Source organism: Bacillus sp. 7705b, from assembly GCF_002289525.1.
GTDB lineage: Bacteria > Bacillota > Bacilli > Bacillales > Bacillaceae > Bacillus > Bacillus halotolerans.
Window position 1 is genome coordinate 51,143 of sequence record NZ_NSDH01000033.1, and the last position, 17,554, is coordinate 68,696.

17 protein-coding genes are annotated in these 17,554 nt (G+C 44.4%); 13 read left to right on the forward strand and 4 right to left on the reverse strand.

Going from position 1 to position 17,554, the window contains the following annotated elements; genetic code table 11:
• Positions 1-46: 46 nt before the first annotated feature.
• The 3 genes from CJU60_RS12865 to kapB all read left to right on the forward strand — a co-directional run bounded on the left by CJU60_RS12865 (position 47) and on the right by kapB (position 3,054).
• Positions 47-1,210, forward strand: a complete 1,164-nt coding sequence (locus CJU60_RS12865; protein ID WP_095713966.1) for a MalY/PatB family protein — start codon at positions 47-49, stop codon at positions 1,208-1,210.
• Positions 1,211-1,335: 125 nt separating this feature from the next.
• Entirely contained in the window at positions 1,336-2,622 is a 1,287-nt protein-coding gene (locus tag CJU60_RS12870; protein WP_095713967.1) for a sensor histidine kinase, read from the forward strand.
• Between the two features lie 45 nt (positions 2,623-2,667).
• On the forward strand, positions 2,668-3,054 hold the full coding sequence (gene kapB / locus CJU60_RS12875) for a kinase-associated lipoprotein KapB (RefSeq protein ID WP_024122658.1): 387 nt from the start codon (positions 2,668-2,670) through the stop codon (positions 3,052-3,054).
• A 26-nt stretch (positions 3,055-3,080) separates the two neighbouring features.
• On the opposite strand, the gene kapD is transcribed toward kapB, so the two are convergent.
• Together kapD and CJU60_RS21870 are read right to left on the reverse strand one after the other, a co-directional pair.
• Entirely contained in the window at positions 3,081-3,698 is a 618-nt protein-coding gene (gene kapD / locus CJU60_RS12880) for a 3'-5' exonuclease KapD (protein WP_024122659.1), read from the reverse strand.
• A gap of 77 nt (positions 3,699-3,775) precedes the next feature.
• Entirely contained in the window at positions 3,776-3,979 is a 204-nt protein-coding gene (locus tag CJU60_RS21870) for a hypothetical protein (protein ID WP_095714058.1), read from the reverse strand.
• Between CJU60_RS21870 and CJU60_RS12890 the strand changes: the two genes are divergently transcribed.
• The 3 genes from CJU60_RS12890 (at position 3,882) to CJU60_RS12900 (ending at position 7,491) form a co-directional block, all read left to right on the forward strand.
• Entirely contained in the window at positions 3,882-5,090 is a 1,209-nt protein-coding gene (locus CJU60_RS12890) for a multidrug efflux MFS transporter (RefSeq protein ID WP_221899242.1), read from the forward strand. The two genes, CJU60_RS21870 and CJU60_RS12890, sit on opposite strands and share 98 nt — an antisense overlap.
• Before the next feature lie 92 nt (positions 5,091-5,182).
• Positions 5,183-7,057, forward strand: a complete 1,875-nt coding sequence (locus tag CJU60_RS12895) for a transglycosylase domain-containing protein (protein WP_024122661.1) — start codon at positions 5,183-5,185, stop codon at positions 7,055-7,057.
• Between the two features lie 20 nt (positions 7,058-7,077).
• Positions 7,078-7,491, forward strand: a complete 414-nt coding sequence (locus CJU60_RS12900; protein WP_024122662.1) for a thiol-disulfide oxidoreductase DCC family protein — start codon at positions 7,078-7,080, stop codon at positions 7,489-7,491.
• Between the two features lie 17 nt (positions 7,492-7,508).
• On the opposite strand, the gene CJU60_RS12905 is transcribed toward CJU60_RS12900, so the two are convergent.
• Positions 7,509-8,066 carry a YufK family protein gene (locus CJU60_RS12905; RefSeq protein WP_095713969.1) on the reverse strand — a complete coding sequence of 186 codons (558 nt, stop codon included), beginning with the start codon at positions 8,064-8,066 and terminating at the stop codon, positions 7,509-7,511.
• A gap of 177 nt (positions 8,067-8,243) precedes the next feature.
• Here CJU60_RS12905 and maeL point away from each other — a divergent pair, with 177 nt between their 5' ends.
• The 7 genes from maeL to maeN all read left to right on the forward strand — a co-directional run bounded on the left by maeL (position 8,244) and on the right by maeN (position 17,260).
• Positions 8,244-9,845: a two-component system sensor histidine kinase MaeL gene (gene maeL, locus CJU60_RS12910; RefSeq protein ID WP_024122664.1), complete on the forward strand. Its 1,602-nt coding sequence runs from the start codon at positions 8,244-8,246 to the stop codon at positions 9,843-9,845.
• Positions 9,838-10,545 (forward strand): two-component system response regulator MaeM, encoded by a 708-nt coding sequence (maeM, locus tag CJU60_RS12915; protein WP_024122665.1) that lies wholly within the window; start codon positions 9,838-9,840, stop codon positions 10,543-10,545. The genes maeL and maeM overlap by 8 nt, the downstream gene beginning before the upstream one ends.
• 471 nt (positions 10,546-11,016) lie before the next feature.
• Complete coding sequence (nupN, locus tag CJU60_RS12920) at positions 11,017-12,096, forward strand: guanosine ABC transporter substrate-binding protein NupN (RefSeq protein ID WP_024122666.1); 1,080 nt, start codon at positions 11,017-11,019, stop codon at positions 12,094-12,096.
• A 132-nt stretch (positions 12,097-12,228) separates the two neighbouring features.
• Positions 12,229-13,761, forward strand: coding sequence for a guanosine ABC transporter ATP-binding protein NupO (gene nupO, locus CJU60_RS12925; protein WP_024122667.1), 1,533 nt, complete (start codon positions 12,229-12,231; stop codon positions 13,759-13,761).
• Positions 13,754-14,800, forward strand: a complete 1,047-nt coding sequence (locus CJU60_RS12930) for an ABC transporter permease (RefSeq protein WP_095713970.1) — start codon at positions 13,754-13,756, stop codon at positions 14,798-14,800. The genes nupO and CJU60_RS12930 overlap by 8 nt, the downstream gene beginning before the upstream one ends.
• The gene (gene nupQ / locus CJU60_RS12935; RefSeq protein WP_095713971.1) at positions 14,801-15,760 is read left to right on the forward strand and encodes a guanosine ABC transporter permease NupQ; all 960 of its coding nucleotides are present in this window, start codon (positions 14,801-14,803) and stop codon (positions 15,758-15,760) included.
• A 153-nt stretch (positions 15,761-15,913) separates the two neighbouring features.
• On the forward strand, positions 15,914-17,260 hold the full coding sequence (gene maeN, locus CJU60_RS12940) for a sodium/malate symporter MaeN (protein ID WP_095713972.1): 1,347 nt from the start codon (positions 15,914-15,916) through the stop codon (positions 17,258-17,260).
• A 37-nt stretch (positions 17,261-17,297) separates the two neighbouring features.
• On the opposite strand, the gene CJU60_RS12945 is transcribed toward maeN, so the two are convergent.
• Positions 17,298-17,513, reverse strand: coding sequence for a hypothetical protein (locus CJU60_RS12945; RefSeq protein WP_095714059.1), 216 nt, complete (start codon positions 17,511-17,513; stop codon positions 17,298-17,300).
• Positions 17,514-17,554: the final 41 nt, after the last annotated feature.

A 17,554-nucleotide genomic window follows, 5' to 3' on the forward strand; every position in this document is an offset into this window, starting at 1 on the left:
CATAGTTACGCTAAGAAAAATAAACATACATAAGAGGTGGAACAGAATGAATTTTGATAAACAAGAACAGCGCCTCGGCACCCAATCCGTCAAATGGGACAAGGCAGGCGAATTGTTCGGCGTGACAGACGCACTCCCGATGTGGGTGGCGGATATGGATTTTCGTGCGCCGGAAGCCATAACAGAAGCATTAAAACAGCGCCTAGAACAAGGGATTTTCGGATATACAGCTCCAGATCAGAAAACAAAAGATGCAGTGTGTGCATGGATGCATAACCGGCACAGCTGGAAGGTGAACCCGGAAAGCATTACATTCAGTCCCGGTGTTGTCACAGCTTTAGGCATGGCGGTTCAGGCTTTTACAGAACCAAAGGATCAAGTGATTGTCCAATCCCCTGTTTACACGCCTTTTTACCATATGATTGAGAAAAACGGCCGGCGTATTTTACATAATCCGCTTAAAGAAAAAGGCGGAACATATGTAATGGATTTTGAAGATTTGGAGACAAAAATCAGTGATCCGAGCGTCAAAATGTTTATTTTATGCAATCCGCATAACCCTTCAGGGCGTGCCTGGGGCCGGGAAGATTTGCTGAAGCTCGGCGAATTATGCCTGGAACACGGCGTTACAGTCGTTTCAGATGAAATTCATTCCGATTTGATGCTCTACGGAAATACCCATACACCGTTTGCCTCTCTTTCTGACGATTTCGCTGAGATTTCTGTGACTTGCGCAGCACCGAGCAAAACGTTTAACATCGCGGGTTTGCAGGCGTCAGCAATCATTATTCCAGACCGGCTGAAGCGCGCCAAATTTTCAGCAAGCCTGCAGCGAAACGGTTTAGGCGGATTAAACGCGTTTGCCGTGAGCGCAATCGAAGCGGCTTACTCAAAAGGCGGGCCGTGGCTTGATGAACTGATTTCATATCTTGAGAAAAATATGGATGAGGCGGCAGCCTTTTTGACCAGCGAGCTCCCGAACGTCAAGATGATGAAGCCTGATGCGTCTTACCTGATCTGGCTCGATTTCCGCGCATACGGCCTGTCCGATGCAGAGCTGCAGCAAAAGATGCTGCACAAAGGGAAAATTATTTTGGAGCCCGGCACGAAATACGGCCCTGGCGGAGAAGGATTTATGCGTTTGAATGCAGGATGCCCTCTGGCAACCTTGCAGGACGGACTGCGCCGAATAAAAACAGCGTTGGAGTAAATATTCGTCACAAACGCCTTTACGCATCAATCGTAAAGGCGTTCTTTATAAAGAAATTTTGTATTTTACTTCTAATGATAAGTGTTATAATAGATTCATATTTTATACGAAAGGATTTCACTCGAATGGAAATTCTAAAAGACTATCTCCTGCATATTTGCTTTATTTTGTTTCCCATTCTTCTTTACCAAGTGTTTTGGCTTGGAAAACCGTCGATCCTTGTACCAAAAATCAACAACGGATTGGTCACGTTATTTGCATGCGGCGCCTCCGTTTTATGCATTATCTTCCCTATACAGGAAATGGACTACATCCAATACGGTCTTCAAATCATTCCTGTCATCATTTGTTTATTTTACATAAACCCTGCTTCCGGGCTAACAGTCGCCGCATCCGTCTTATGTTTTGAACTGCTGTTTTTTGAGCCTTCCGCCATTTTTGTTTTTACTTTGCTGCCTTTTCATATCATCATCCCAATTTTGCTTCAAAAAAAGTGGCCATTCATGTCCAAAGCGAGAAAACTGCTGCTGTCTTTATTCATCGGTTGCTTGGAGATCTTCTTATTTTTCGCCTCCATCTTGGTTTTTTCCGCCGTGAATATTTTAAATTTTCAAAATTCAGAATCCTTATATTATGAGGCAGCTGTATCAGGTTTGTTCCGCTGCATCGTTCTTCTTTTAAGCATTTATATTATAGAAAGCATCGCAGAAAATATCGCCCTGCGTTCCCAGCTTATTCATTCGGAAAAAATGGAGATTGTGAGTGAACTTGCGGCAAGTGTGGCTCATGAAGTTAGAAATCCGCTGACAGTTGTCCGGGGATTTGTCCAGCTGCTTTTTAATGATGAATCCTTTCAAAACAAATCCAGTGCGGATTATAAAAAGCTTGTGCTGTCAGAGCTTGACCGGGCTCAGGGCATTATTACAAATTATCTTGATATCGCCAAACAGCAATTATATGAAAAAGAGATTTTTGATTTATCTTCTCTTATCAGAGAGACGAGCTCCCTCATGATTTCGTATGCCAATTACAAATCTGTGACAGTAGAGGCGGACGCCGAGCCGGACCTTTTGGTATACGGGGATGCAACAAAGCTGAAGCAGGCTGTGATCAACCTCATGAAAAACAGCATTGAAGCCGTTCCCCCGGGTAAAGGGGTCATCCAAGTTTCAGCCAAAAGAAGCGGCCATATGATCGTAATCAAAATCTCAGATAACGGTGTCGGCATGACGGATCACCAAATGCAGAAGCTGGGTGAACCTTATTACTCTTTAAAAACGAACGGAACGGGACTTGGACTGACTGTGACGTTTTCCATCATTGAACACCATCACGGAACCATTTCGTTCAGCAGCAGCTTTCAAAGAGGAACCATTGTGACGATCAAGCTCCCTGCCGACCTTCCTCACTAGCAAATCAATTGGAACTTTTATAGAATGAATGCGAGGTGATAACAGATGAGTACATTTGAGAAAGGCTCTATCGTAAAAGGGTTTTACAAAACAGGTGTATACATAGGAGAAATAACAGATTGCAAACCGCAGCATTATTTAGTCAAAATCAAGGCGGTTCTTACCCATCCCGCTCAAGGAGACCTTCACAATCCAAAACAGGCAGATGTGCCGTTTTTCCATGAGAGAAGAGCGCTCGCTTTCGGCGAACAGACCAATATCCCTCATCATATGGTGAAGCCCTATGACAGTGAAGTGCCGGATTATAACGAGTCTTTGCGGGAAGCGGTTGCACAGCTGAGAGCCAAACTGGACGGAGATGATTCAGAATGGGCAAAGCGCTCCCTGAATAATCTGGACGTTTTAGAAAAAGAATACTTCACTCGGCCATAACCCAGTCTGACAAAAGATTGGGTTTTTTATGTGGCGCGCCGGAACAGTTCAGATAAATCAATCCTCTCGCCGATTGTCGGCGGTTTTGGTTTTTCAAGATACTGCTTATCCTGCTCGACAAGCTTAAAAAGCTTATAGGCTGTAAGAGCATCGTCAAGCGCCTTATGATGGGTGCCGGTTCCTTTATCTCCGTACTCTTCCGCGGCCTTCCACAAGCCGGTCAGTGTCCGGTCTCCAAAAAAGTTTTTATATTCAAGCGATAAATCTCTCATCTCCCCTTTAAAGGGGAAAGGAATATGGTTAAACATACAATTTTGCTTCAGCACTTTCATATCCATGTTTCCCCATGTGATGATCGTGCAATTTTTTTCAGGATCAAGCTCATTTAATTTACGGATAAAGTCCTCGAACCTCATCCCCTCATCTACCTGGTTTTGCGTAATGTTTAAAAATGATCTGCAGCGTTTCGTCAGCTTGGGGAATTTTTTCGGCCTGATATAACTCGAAAACGTCTCAACTACTTCACCATTAACCGACTTTACAATTCCTGCTTCAATGATTTCCGGAAAAAAATTTTGCGGACTGTATTTTCCTTCGGGCATCGTAAATTCGAAATCAATAATGAGTAAGTTGCCTGCCTCCACTATTTTTACACCTGCCTTTCCTCCGATCAGAAGAATGCTATCTTTATAGTATATCAATTCTCCTTCTCTTCATTTCTTCATTTTCTAAAAATAATGAATTTTCCCAGCCGCATTGTTTCTTTTAAATGGTGCACTGTTTCTTTATAATTAGTAAGGAGCCCGAAATAATAAGAAGGTGATGTTATTTCTATCCGCAAGAAAAACTTTGTCATTGTGTGGCTGGCGAATTTCTTTGTATCAGCCAGCACAACGATGATCGTCCCTTTTCTCTCCTTGTATATTGAGACGCTCAGCACCTTTTCCAACGGCTTTGTGCAAAGGTGGAGCGGTTATGTGTTCGGCATTACATTTTTAATGGCTTTTTTGGTATCCCCATTCTGGGGGCGGTTCGGAGACAAACGCGGTTACAAGAAAATCCTTTTGACAACCGGAACCGGCATTGCCGTCAGCATTTTATTAATGGGCTTTGTCACGTCGGTTTATCAATTGTTTTTTCTGCGTATGGCAATGGGGCTTGTAACCGGATTTATCCCGACATCCCTTGCAATGATTTCCGCGCAGACGCCTAAAAGCTCAGCCGGCAAAACGCTTGGCACGCTCCAAATGGGGCAAGTGTCCGGAAGCTTGTTCGGCCCGCTTTTGGGAGGCGTTCTTGCTGACCACTTCGGCTTTACGTATACCTTTTTTATCACATCCTTTGTGATTTTCTCAGCCGTTCTTCTCGTGTTATTCGGGGTCAAAGAACAGCCGCTCACAGAGAAGATAAATAAACGTCAGTCTTATACGAGAAAAGAAGTGCTCTCCTATATTTTTCACCAGCCCGCGCTTTGGGTCATGATGCTTTTAACCATGCTGATTCAAACAGGAAATTTCAGTATCCAGCCGTTGCTCGCTTTATATGTAAACGAGCTGCACGGATCTGACAATCTGGCCTTTTTCTCCGGCATGGCATTTTCGGCAACCGGACTCGGCAGTTTGCTTCTGGCAAGAAAATGGGGAGATTTAGGAGACCGCTACGGCCACCGCCGCATCTTAATCGGGCTTTTAATCGCCGCCTCTTTATTTTTTATTCCGCAGGCACTCGCTTCTTCATTCAGTGTGCTGCTTGTTTTCAGGTTTTTATTCGGGATGGCGATGGGCGGCCTTCTGCCATGCATCACAGCGGCAATCCGCGTTCATGCTCCCGGCTCCATCCAGGGAGAGGTCCTCGGCTACAATGTCAGCTTTCGCTTTTTAGGAAACGTTCTCGGACCTCTTCTCGGCGGTATTATATCGAGTCACTTCAATATCTCTGCAGCCTTTTATGTCACAGCATTTCTCTTTTTCGCAGGTGCCTGCCTGCTTTGGATCATGAAGAAATTCCAAAAAGAATCGTATGCCAAAGCAAGCTGATTCTCAGCAAAAATTGAGGAGTCTTCTAAATTTAACCTTCTCGTAAACTCAAAAGAATGGTACGATATGGCTAGAATTTAGGAGAAAAGAGAGTGACCATGTTACGAAAAATTATCGGATGGATTTTGCTCCTTTGCATAATCCCATTGTTTGCATTTACAGTTATCGCTTCCGGAAAAGAAGTAAAACAAATGAAGTCCCTGGATCAGGTGCTTGATAAGAATATTGATTTGAAAGAGATCAGCCTTGTTCAAAACAGCTACATGTACGACAGGGACGGATCTCTGGTCTCGGAAATCGTCAGCGATGATGAGAACCGTGTGCTGGTTCCCTTCAAGAAGATTCCCGAAGAAGTCAAACAGATATTTTTAACTTCCGAGGACCGCCATTTTTACGAACATAAAGGCTTTGACTTTATGGGGATGGTGCGGGCGGCCGCTTCCAACGTGAAGGACAAAAAGATTGACCAGGGGGCCAGCACCATCACACAGCAGCTTACAAGAAACTTGTATTTGAGCCACGAGCGCTCCTTCAGCCGCAAACTGACTGAGCTCGCGTACTCCTATCAGCTTGAGAAAAAGTATACGAAAAATGAGATTCTTGAAGCCTACCTAAATACGATTTATTTTAATAACGGCGTTTATGGCGTCGGATCAGCTGCTGAATTCTATTTCAGCAAACCGCTGAAATCTCTCACACTGGGAGAAATGGCTTTTATTTGCGCTATACCTAATAACCCTACATTATATGATCCTCTCAAGCATTTTGACTACACGAAAAGCCGTCAAGAACGCTTGCTTAAAGGGTTAAAAAATGCCGGAGTCATTACGGACAAAGAGCTGAAAAAAGCCGTAAAACAAAAAATCAAACTGGATGTCGAAGAGAAAGAAGACAAATATCCGGACTACGTTTCCTACGTAAATGATGAATTCACTCAACTAGTGTCTGAATCTGAAGGCTTTGATAAGCGTCTTCAAAAAGCGTCAGGAAAACAAAAAGACAAGATAGAAAACGAGCTGTCCGCCAGAGTCAGCACACTTCTGAAAGACGGCGTAAAAATTTATACCGCACTTGATCCGTACATGCAAAATCAAGTCGTGGCACAAATGAATTCGAAGCTTCCGTATGCGGGCGTACAGGGCGGAGCGGCTGTAATTAATCACCAGACGCATCAAGTTGTCGCTCTATCCGGCGGCAAAAACTATCATAAGTATGATTTTAACCGTGCCTACCAAGCATACAGACAGCCAGGGTCATCCATTAAGCCGCTTCTCGATTACGGACCTTATATTGAACAGACAGGTGCGACGGCAAGCAGCACAATTGATGCCGGCAAATTTTGCAGCAGGGACTACTGTCCGCAAAACTACAATAACCGCACATACGGCACAGTAACGCTCGATACAGCGTTTAAAAACTCGTATAATACACCGGCCATCAGAATGCTGGACCGTGTTGGCATCCAAAAAGCATTCAGCTATATTGAGCCGTATCATTTTTCAAAGCTTGTCAACAGCGACTATCTTCTGCCGGCGGCGCTTGGCGGATTTACACACGGCATGACGCCTCTTGAGATGACAAAGGCGTATACAACATTCGGCAACAGCGGAAGCTACTCGCCGAGCCACGCGATTACAAAAGTGACGGATTTAAAAGGAAAAACGATTTATAAATGGAATGACAAAGCGACACAGATATTCAGCGTCCGCACAAACATGCAGCTGAAAAAACTGATGTCTTCCGTTGTCAAAAGCGGGACAGGGAAAAAAGCATATTTCAAAGCGCCTTATATCGGCGGTAAAACGGGAACCTCAAATGATTATCATGATATGTGGTTCGTCGGCCTGACAGATACGTACACAATGGGTGTCTGGGTCGGAAAAGATACACCGAGCAGCGTTGAATACCTTCACAGTATCAGCCCTCAGCTTTCCATCTGGAAAGGAACGCTGCAGGCAGCTTATTAAAGAATCGGAGGGGATCTGCAGTGACATCAAAACAAATTCCAAATCGCGTATTGCTGTTTGACGGTGTGTGCAACTTATGCAACGGTGCCGTTCAATTTATCATAAAGCGTGATCCAAACGGTTTGATTTCATTTGCATCGCTTCAATCGGAAACAGGACAGAGCCTGCTGAAAAAAAGCGGGCTTCCGACTGAGCATTTTGACAGCTTTGTCTTTATTGAAGACGGCCAGGTTTACACTAAGTCAACTGCAGCCATAAAGGTTTTCAGGCATCTGCGGGGCCCATGGCGGCTCTTCGTCCTGTTTTTTGCAGTGCCGAAACCTGTCAGAGATATACTCTATTCTTTTATTGCCAAAAACCGCTATAAGTGGTTCGGCAAAAAAAATGAATGTATGCTCCCCTCCCCTTCTATAAAAAATAGATTTTTACCATAAACGAAAAAATGGCTAGCTTACACAGGTAAGCTAGCCATTATGCTATTATAAAGCTTGATAAATATGAACAGAATACCGATAACAAATGTAAACCAAAACAGCAGTTCCAACAGAATGAATCCGACCAATGACATGATAGAAAGTGTTGAATAAATCCGGTAAACAACGAACACAAAGTAAGCAAGTGTAACAACTGCAAACCAGATCACAATCCAGATGACATTTTGCAATAGCACAAAGGACAAGATCCCGCCGCCTAAATATATGATAGAGCCCATTCTGACTGTTTTCAGGTTTTTTCCTTCCGGATCATTTGCGAAAAACAGCAGTGACAGCTCAGTCACGGTATTTGCAATTAATTTCAGAGCGGACAGAACCATAAAATATAAAAGTGCAAAGGCCGCAAATAACGCAAGTCTGATTCCTTTCTCAGAGAAGTAATCGAGCATCCCATCGTACATTCCAAATGAAGACAGCATCTTCAATGCATAGAGTGAAGTTGAAATGGATAAAGACGAACTAAAAAGCAGGATCGCAATCAGCGGAAAGTATCCTGTCAAATAAGTATTTTTCATATAAAAAAGTCCCTTTCTGTAATCTACCTCATTTATTATGGAGGACTTAAAACACATTGACAAGATAAATTATTCCATTTTTTCTCCTTTTTACGAATTACGGTCCCAAATCTTCACAAAGCGGCATTTTGAGAGTAAAGTAGTACGCAGGAATCATAAAACGTAAGGAAGTTTTATATGAAAAAAACATTAAAACTGCAAACCAGACTCACCATATTTGTCTGTATCGTCGTGTTAATCGCACTGCTCATCACCTTTTTTACCGTCGGTGCCCAAACCTCTAAAAGGATACGTGATCAGGAAAGAGACACAGCGCTGCAAACGGCTGAAATGGTTGCCGACGCACCGATTACTGCCTCCGCTTTGGAGAGCGGAAAAAACCAGAAGGAACTGCTCAGCTACACGCTGGACGTCCAGAAAATTACCGGCACAGAATTTGTCGTTGTCATGGATATGAACGGCATTCGCAGAACCCATCCGGACCACAGCAAAATCGGAAAAAAATTCAGGGGCGGGGATGAAGCCGAAGTATTAAAAGGACATGTCCATATCAGCACTGCCTCAGGCACGCTTGGGAAATCGCAGAGAGCGTTCGTGCCTGTCTACGCTAAGAATGGAAAACAAGTCGGAGCCGTTGCGGTCGGCATCACAGTGAATGAAATTGACGAAGTCATCAGCCACAGCTTACGGCCGCTCTATTTTATTATTTGCGTCAGTATATTCGTCGGCGTCATCGGAGCTGTTATCGTCGCACGCACGGTGAAAAATATCATGTACGGACTTGAACCGTATGAAATCGCGACACTTCTTCAAGAACGGAGCGCCATGCTTGAATCAACGAAAGAAGGCATACTCGCTGTCGATGAACACGGTAAAATCAAGCTTGCCAATGCCGAAGCAAAGCGCCTTTTCATTAAAATGGGCATAGAAACAAATCCCGTCGATCAGGATGTCAATGACATCCTGCCGAAGAGCCGTCTGAAAAATGTCATTGAGACCCGAAAACCTCTTCAAGACAGAGACGTGCGCATTAACGGATTAGAGCTTGTATTTAATGAAGTGCCCATCCAGCTGAAAGGACAAACCGTCGGAGCGATTGCGACATTCCGGGACAAAACCGAGGTAAAACATTTAGCTGAACAGCTTTCCGGTGTTAAAATGTATGCAAACGCACTGAGAGCGCAGTCTCATGAATTTATGAACAAACTGCATGTGATATTAGGTCTCGTCCAGCTGAAAGAGTATGACGATCTTGGAGATTATATTAAAGATATTGCCATTCAGCAAAAATCAGAAACGAGTGAAATCATAAATGATGTCAAAAGCTCCGTGCTGGCCGGATTTCTGTTGGGAAAACAGAGCTACATACGAGAGCAGGGCGCAAATCTCGATATTGAATGCAGCGGGGTTATTCCAAACGCAGCAGATCCTTCAGTCATTCATGAACTGATTACGATTATCGGGAATCTCATCAACAACGCCTTGGACGCTGTTGCCAATATGCCGAAAAAACAAATCACGATGTCCATGCGTTTTCATGACAAGATATTGGACATCGAAATTACCGATACAGGAGCCGGCATGTCCGAAGAAGACCAAGTCAAGGTATTCGAACAAGGCTATTCAACAAAGGGCAAAAACCGGGGATTCGGCCTTTATTTCACCCAGCAAAGCATGGAGAATTTAAAGGGCCAAATGATTATCACCAGCGAAAAAAATGAAGGAACCACATTCAGTCTTCGCATCCCGTACGAACCGAAGGAGGAAAACCATGATTAATGTACTAATAGTTGAAGATGACCCCATGGTGGGTGAATTAAATAAACGATATTTAAGCCAAATAGAAGGCTTTCAGCTGAAAGGAATCGCCTCTTCCTTTCAAAGCGCTCTGCATATTTTAGGAGAGCATCACATCGATCTCATTTTGCTTGATATTTATATGCCGGGCAAAAACGGGCTTGAGCTGCTGACGGAATTGAGAGCCCAAAATGAAGCGGTTGACGTGATTGTCATCTCTGCGGCAAGCGAGCTGGACGTCATCAAAAAAACACTTCGTTACGGAGCTGTGGATTACTTAATCAAACCGTTTGAATTTGAACGTTTTCAGACTGCCCTTTCTGATTACAGACGAAAACAAAAAGTGTATTCCACCCATCGAAACATGAGCCAAAAAGAATTGGACGCGGAACTGTTTCATAAGAAGGAAGCGACAGAAAAAGTGCACCTGCCAAAAGGGCTGACAAAAAGCACGCTGAAGCTGATTTGGTCCAGCATTCAATCCTTTGAAAACGAGTCCTTTACGACAGAAGACTTGGCAAATCATACTGAAATATCTCAAGTATCCATCCGAAAATACTTAAAATTTCTTGAGGATATACAGGTTCTGAATGTCGAAATGGCGTACGGAACGATCGGAAGACCAGTGTTTCAGTACAATGTCAATACAGGCAACCTTAACGGAATTAAGCAATATTTATAAAAAAACGCACTGTTCATGTCGAGCAGTGCGTTTTTTTCTGTCACATCTCTTGCCAAGGTGCTTGAACCTTTCGCCAATAAGCTATACAAGAATAATAAAGGACTTTTTTGTATATTTGAGTATATAATTCTAAAAATACTTATTTTTTAAAAAATAATGCGTAATTCTATTTATTTCTTGTAAGTAAAATGATAAATTATGAGTGGTTAGTTGATCCCTAGACTAAGTCATAAGTCACACTTCAGAAAGAGATGTCACGGTTTTCCGCCCGGAACACCTTCCGCATCCTTCTCTTCCCCGCCTTTCGAAGGAAACATTCACGCCACACTTACTAAGGGAAGATCAGAACTGTCTCAGCTCATTCTAATTGTTATTATCTGAAAATTTTATCGATTCTAAGAATTGAGTGAGGCATCCCATCTCATGACTGACCGGATCAGCTTAGGCCAAATTTTTCTGGGGGGTTATATCTTGAATAAACGCAAAATCGGATTGGCGATGTCACTTGTAATCGCAGCGGGCACCATTTTAGGCGCATGCGGAAACAGCGAAAAAAGCAGCGGAAACAGTGAGGGCAAAAACAAATTCAGTGTGGCGATGGTCACCGACATTGGCGGGGTTGATGACAAATCTTTTAACCAATCAGCATGGGAAGGCATCCAAGCCTTCGGTAAAGATAATGGCCTGGAAAAAGGAAAAAACGGATACGACTACCTGCAATCTAAATCAGATGCAGATTATACAACAAACTTAAATAAATTAGCGCGTGAGAATTTCGACTTGATCTATGGCGTTGGTTATTTGATGGAAGATTCAATCAGTGAAATCGCCGATCAGCGCAAAAATACAAACTTTGCGATTATTGACGCAGTCGTCGATAAAGACAACGTCGCAAGCATTACGTTTAAAGAGCAGGAAGGCTCATTTCTCGTCGGAGTGGCCGCAGCCTTAACAAGCAAATCAGGAAAAATCGGTTTTGTGGGCGGCATGGAATCCGAGTTAATCAAAAAATTCGAAGTCGGCTTCCGTGCAGGGGTTCAGGCCGTAAAACCTGACGCAACTGTCCAGGTGAAGTATGCGGGCGGATTCGATAAAGCGGACGTTGGAAAAGCAACCGCCGAGAGCATGTATAAGTCAGGCGTTGATGTGATTTACCACTCCGCAGGCGCCACCGGCACAGGTGTCTTTACAGAAGCCAAGAACCTGAAAAAAGAAGACCCGAAGCGTGATGTTTGGGTGATCGGAGTCGATAAAGATCAATACGCAGAAGGCCAAGTAGAAGGAACAGACGATAACGTCACCCTTACTTCCATGGTCAAAAAGGTTGATACAGCAGTTGAAGATTTAACGAAGAAAGCAAGCGAAGGCAAATTCCCCGGCGGAGAAACGCTTACATACGGACTTGATCAAGACGGAGTCGGCATTTCTTCCTCTAAACAAAACCTATCGGATGATGTAATCAAAGCAGTTGATGATTGGAAGAAAAAAATCATCGACGGATTAGAAGTTCCGGGAACAGAGAAAGAGCTGAAAAATTTCAAAGCTGAATAAGAATCGCGGGGATAAGGAGAAGAGCCCTTATCCCTTGTTTTTCTTTCAGAGCAAAGCTGCACATGTCCTTGCGGCTTTTCTATTGCCAGTCTCTTATTTAAAAGCATCTTGAAAAAAGGAGCGGTCAATTCTGTGGAATATGTCATTGAAATGCTCAATATACGCAAGGAGTTTCCCGGTATCGTCGCAAATGACAACATTAATCTTCAGGTCAAAAAAGGCGAAATCCACGCGCTGCTCGGTGAAAACGGAGCGGGCAAATCAACTTTGATGAACGTCCTTTTCGGGCTGTATCAGCCAGAAAAGGGGGAAATTCGGGTCCGCGGTGAGAAGGTGCACATCAACAGCCCGAACAAAGCGAATGATCTCGGAATCGGCATGGTGCATCAGCATTTTATGCTTGTCGATACATTTACAGTTGCTGAAAACATTATTCTCGGGAAGGAGCCGAAAAAGCTCGGGCGGATTGACCGAAAACGGGCTGTCCGAGAGGTTCAGGACATTTCCGACCGATACGGACTTCAAATTAATCCCGAGGCAAAAGTAGCTGACATATCCGTCGGCATGCAGCAGCGTGCAGAAATTTTAAAAACCCTCTACCGCGGGGCTGACATTCTGATTTTTGATGAACCGACAGCTGTGCTGACGCCTCATGAAATCAAAGAGCTCATTCAAATCATGAAGAACCTCGTCAATGAGGGAAAATCAATTATTTTAATTACCCATAAACTGAAAGAAATCATGGAGGTTTGTGACCGCGTTACCATTATCCGCAAAGGAAAAGGCATCAAATCACTGGATGTCCGGGATACAAATCAAGACGAGCTCGCCAGTCTGATGGTCGGCCGCGAGGTATCGTTCAAAACAGAAAAAAAAGCGGCTCAGCCGGGATCTGAAGTGCTGGCGATTGACAGAATCACTGTAAAAGATACTCGCGGAGTAGAAGCTGTAAGGAATTTATCGCTTTCTGTCAATGCCGGAGAAATTGTCGGCATAGCCGGCGTTGACGGAAACGGACAGTCAGAGCTGATTGAAGCGATTACAGGACTCCGAAAAACGGAGTCTGGAACCATTTCCTTAAACGGAAAACAGATACAAAACCTGACGCCGAGAAAAGTAACGGAATCCGGAATCGGGCATATTCCACAGGACCGCCATAAACACGGCCTCGTTTTGGATTTTCCGATCGGTGAGAATATCGTGCTCCAAAGCTATTACAAAAAGCCTTATTCAGCATTCGGTGTTTTACATAAAGGCGAAATGTATAAGAAAGCACGCAGCCTGATCAGCGAGTACGATGTCAGAACCCCCGATGAATATACACACGCGCGGGCATTGTCAGGCGGAAACCAGCAAAAAGCAATTATCGGAAGGGAAATTGACCGAAATCCTGACTTGTTAATCGCCGCCCAGCCGACTCGCGGCCTTGATGTCGGAGCGATTGAATTTGTCCATAAAAAACTCATTGAACAGCGTGATGCCGGAAAAGCCGTTCTTCTTCTATCGTTTGAGCTGGATGAAATCATGAATCTCAGTGACAGAATCGCTGTCATTTTTGAAGGCAGCATCATATCCAGCGTCAATCCGCAGGATACGACTGAGCAAGAGCTCGGCCTCTTGATGGCGGGAAGCACGCAAAAGGAAGCGGGGAAAGCAAATGGTTAAACGACTCTCTCACTTACTCGTGCCGCTCATTGCAATCATGCTTGGCTTGCTGGCCGGCGCACTTATTATGCTTGCGAGCGGATACAGTGTGATCAGCGGCTATTCCGCTTTATGGAATGGGATATTTGGAGAAATCTATTACATCGGGGAAACCGTCCGGCAGATTACACCTTATATTTTATCCGGATTAGCTGTTGCTTTCGCGTTCCGAACCGGGCTTTTCAATATCGGGGTAGAGGGACAGCTGCTAGTAGGCTGGACAGCTGCCGTTTGGGTCGGAACGGCGTTTGACGGACCGGCATATATTCATATGCCGCTTGCACTGATCACAGCGGCTGTAGCAGGCGGTTTATGGGGATTTATTCCCGGCTTTTTAAAAGCACGGTTCTATGTTCATGAGGTCATTGTCACCATTATGATGAATTATATCGCGCTGCATATGACCAATTATTTGATTTCAAAAGTCCTGACAGACAATCAGGATAAGACGGAAAAAATTCACGAATCGGCCTCACTGCGCTCGCCGTTTCTTGAGCAGATTACGGATTATTCAAGGCTTCACTGGGGGATCGTCATCGCCCTTCTCGCAGCTGTTGTTATGTGGTTTATGATTAACAAAACAACGAAAGGCTTTGAGCTTCGGGCAGTCGGATTCAACCAGCATGCGTCCCAGTACGCCGGTATGAGCGTGCGGAAGAATATTATGACCTCCATGCTCATTTCAGGAGCTTTTGCAGGCCTTGCAGGTGCCATGGAAGGTCTGGGAACGTTTGAATACGCAGCTGTCAAAGGCGCATTTACCGGCGTCGGCTTTGACGGTATTGCCGTCGCTCTTCTGGGCGGGAACACTGCGGTCGGTGTTGTGCTTGCGGCAGCTTTGCTTGGCGGCCTCAAAATCGGGGCATTAAATATGCCAATTGAATCAGGCGTACCTTCTGAGGTTGTCGATATTGTGATTGCCATTATCATTCTGTTTGTTGCTTCAAGCTATGCCATTCGTTTTGTCGCGGATAAATTGAAGAAAAAGGGGGCGAACTAAGTGGACTTTCTGCAGATTGTATCAATCATTGTCCCTGCCACACTCGTATACGCAGCCCCGCTTATTTTAACCGCTCTCGGCGGCGTATTTTCCGAGAGATCAGGCGTCGTCAATATCGGCCTTGAAGGCCTTATGATTATCGGAGCATTCACCAGTGTTTTATTCAATTTATTTTTAGGCCCTGAATTGGGAGCCGCAGCACCTTGGCTTTCGCTCATTGCCGCTATGGCAACCGGCGCGCTGTTTTCACTGATTCATGCGGCAGCGGCGATATCGTTTCGCGCTGATCAGACAGTCAGCGGCGTCGCCATTAATATGCTGGCGCTTGGGGCTACTTTATTTATCGTAAAGCTGATTTACGGAAAAGCGCAAACTGACAAAATTCCCGAGCCTTTTTATAAAACAAGTATTCCCGGCTTGAGCGACATCCCCGTATTGGGAAAAATCTTCTTTTCAGATGTCTATTATACGTCTATTCTCGCAATTGTCCTGGCCTTTATTTCGTGGTTTATCTTGTTTAAAACCCCGTTCGGCCTCCGTATTCGTTCCGTCGGAGAACATCCGATGGCGGCCGATACTATGGGGATCAATGTTTACAAAATGCGCTATATCGGCGTGATGATCAGCGGATTGTTCGGCGGCCTCGGGGGCGGCGTATATGCGTCAACGATTGCCCTCGACTTTACGCACTCTACCATTTCCGGGCAAGGCTTTATCGCACTCGCCGCCCTTGTATTCGGAAAATGGCATCCGATCGGCGCACTCGGCGCTGCCCTGTTTTTCGGATTCGCGCAAAGCTTAAGCATTATCGGCTCACTGCTCCCTCTTTTTAAGGACATACCGAATGTATATATGCTGATTGCCCCTTACGTATTAACCATTCTCGCCTTAACCGGCTTTATCGGACGCGCAGATGCGCCAAAAGCAAATGGTGTGCCTTATATCAAAGGAAAACGGTAACCACATCTCCCTGGGAAGCGGCTTCTCAGGGATTTTTTCTGCTCCAAAATACCCAATTAATTTAGTTGTTTATTAATTATTTAACTTAAAAAAATATCCTTTGTTAGCGCTTTCTTGTAGACTGTAACAAACAATACATGGGGGTGTATGACAATGGGAGCAATTCACAAAACAGAGGAAGTTTTACCTAAGCACAAAGACACACAGGAGAAAAGCCTGTTTAAGAAAATATGGACTTGGGAAATCGGCGTGATTCCTCTCCCATTATATACAGCATTAGCTGTCATTATTATTCTTGCGGCCTATTACAACGAGCTGCCTGCAAACATGCTGGGCGGGTTTGCCATCATTATGATTTTAGGTGTCTTTCTTGGCGATATCGGCCAGCGGATTCCGATTTTAAAGGATATTGGCGGTCCTGCTATTTTATCTTTGTTTGTGCCATCTTTTTTAGTTTTTTATAATGTGTTGAATCCATCATCATTAGATGCTGTAACCAATTTAATGAAAACATCTAACTTTCTTTATTTCTATATCGCTTGTCTTGTTGTAGGAAGCATTCTTGGAATGAACAGAACTGTTTTAATACAGGGATTCATCAGAATGTTCGTTCCTTTAGTAGCGGGCACAATTGCGGCGGTTGCGGCCGGTGTGCTCGTCGGATTCATCTTCGGCTACAGTGCCTATGATTCCTTTTTCTTTGTCGTTGTGCCGATTATTGCCGGGGGAATAGGTGAAGGAATTTTGCCGCTTTCGATTGCTTATTCCCAAATATTAGGGTCTTCCGCTGATGTGTATGTGTCTCAGCTGGTTCCTGCCGCTATCATTGGAAACGTTTTTGCTATTATCTGTGCTGCTTTAATGAAAAAACTGGGCGAAAAACGTCCTGACCTAAACGGCAATGGGCGTCTCGTTAAATCTAAGAAAGCGAACGATATTTTCAATCAAAAAGAGGCTGAAGCTAAAATTGACTTTAAACTGATGGGAGCCGGAGTCCTGCTCGCTTGTACGTTCTTTATTTTCGGCGGTTTACTGGAGAAATTTATCTTCATCCCGGGCGCTATTTTAATGATTATTTCAGCAGCTGCAATCAAATATGCAAATATCCTTCCGAAAAAAATGGAGGATGGCGCGTACCAGCTTTATAAGTTTATTTCTTCAAGCTTTACATGGCCGCTTATGGTAGGCCTCGGGATTCTCTTTATCCCTTTAGATGACGTGGCGTCTGTGATTTCTATTCCGTTTGTCATCATTTGTATTTCAGTTGTCGTTGCCATGATTTCTTCCGGATATTTTGTAGGCAAGCTGATGAACATGTATCCTGTTGAATCCGCAATCGTTACCTGCTGTCACAGCGGTCTCGGCGGAACGGGAGATGTCGCCATTTTGTCCGCTTCAGGAAGAATGGGCCTTATGCCATTCGCCCAAATTTCTACACGTCTTGGCGGAGCTGGAACTGTCATTTGCGCGACGATTTTACTTCGCTTTTTCACTTCATAATCAGAAAAAGAGTTCCGTCTTAGACGGAACTCTTTTTTTATTTGTTCACAATCCGCATATACTCCCTGGGCCCAAACGGCCTAACCTTAGATTCCGCCTCACTCATTTTAGTTGACAGGTGATGCTCCAATAAATACAGTTCCCAATCATCATTGTCTGCCACACGGGCACGGCCGTCATATTGATTCAGCATGAATGCCCCTGCACATATCGAGCAGAATAAACCTGAGCACATAAGGACCTTTCTCTTCACCATGATCAGCTCCTTACATACAGCTTGATCAGGAGCGATTT

Bases quoted from the DNA above. Each gene is read 5' to 3' on its own strand.
- CJU60_RS12865 (WP_095713966.1), top strand. From the start codon at position 47: ATGAATTTTGATAAACAAGAACAGCGCCTCGGCACCCAATCCGTCAAA.
- CJU60_RS12870 (WP_095713967.1), top strand. From the start codon at position 1,336: ATGGAAATTCTAAAAGACTATCTCCTGCATATTTGCTTTATTTTGTTT.
- kapB (WP_024122658.1), top strand. From the start codon at position 2,668: ATGAGTACATTTGAGAAAGGCTCTATCGTAAAAGGGTTTTACAAAACA.
- CJU60_RS12905 (WP_095713969.1), bottom strand. From the start codon at position 8,066: ATGAAAAATACTTATTTGACAGGATACTTTCCGCTGATTGCGATCCTG.
- maeL (WP_024122664.1), top strand. From the start codon at position 8,244: ATGAAAAAAACATTAAAACTGCAAACCAGACTCACCATATTTGTCTGT.
- maeM (WP_024122665.1), top strand. From the start codon at position 9,838: ATGATTAATGTACTAATAGTTGAAGATGACCCCATGGTGGGTGAATTA.
- CJU60_RS12930 (WP_095713970.1), top strand. From the start codon at position 13,754: ATGGTTAAACGACTCTCTCACTTACTCGTGCCGCTCATTGCAATCATG.
- maeN (WP_095713972.1), top strand. From the start codon at position 15,914: ATGGGAGCAATTCACAAAACAGAGGAAGTTTTACCTAAGCACAAAGAC.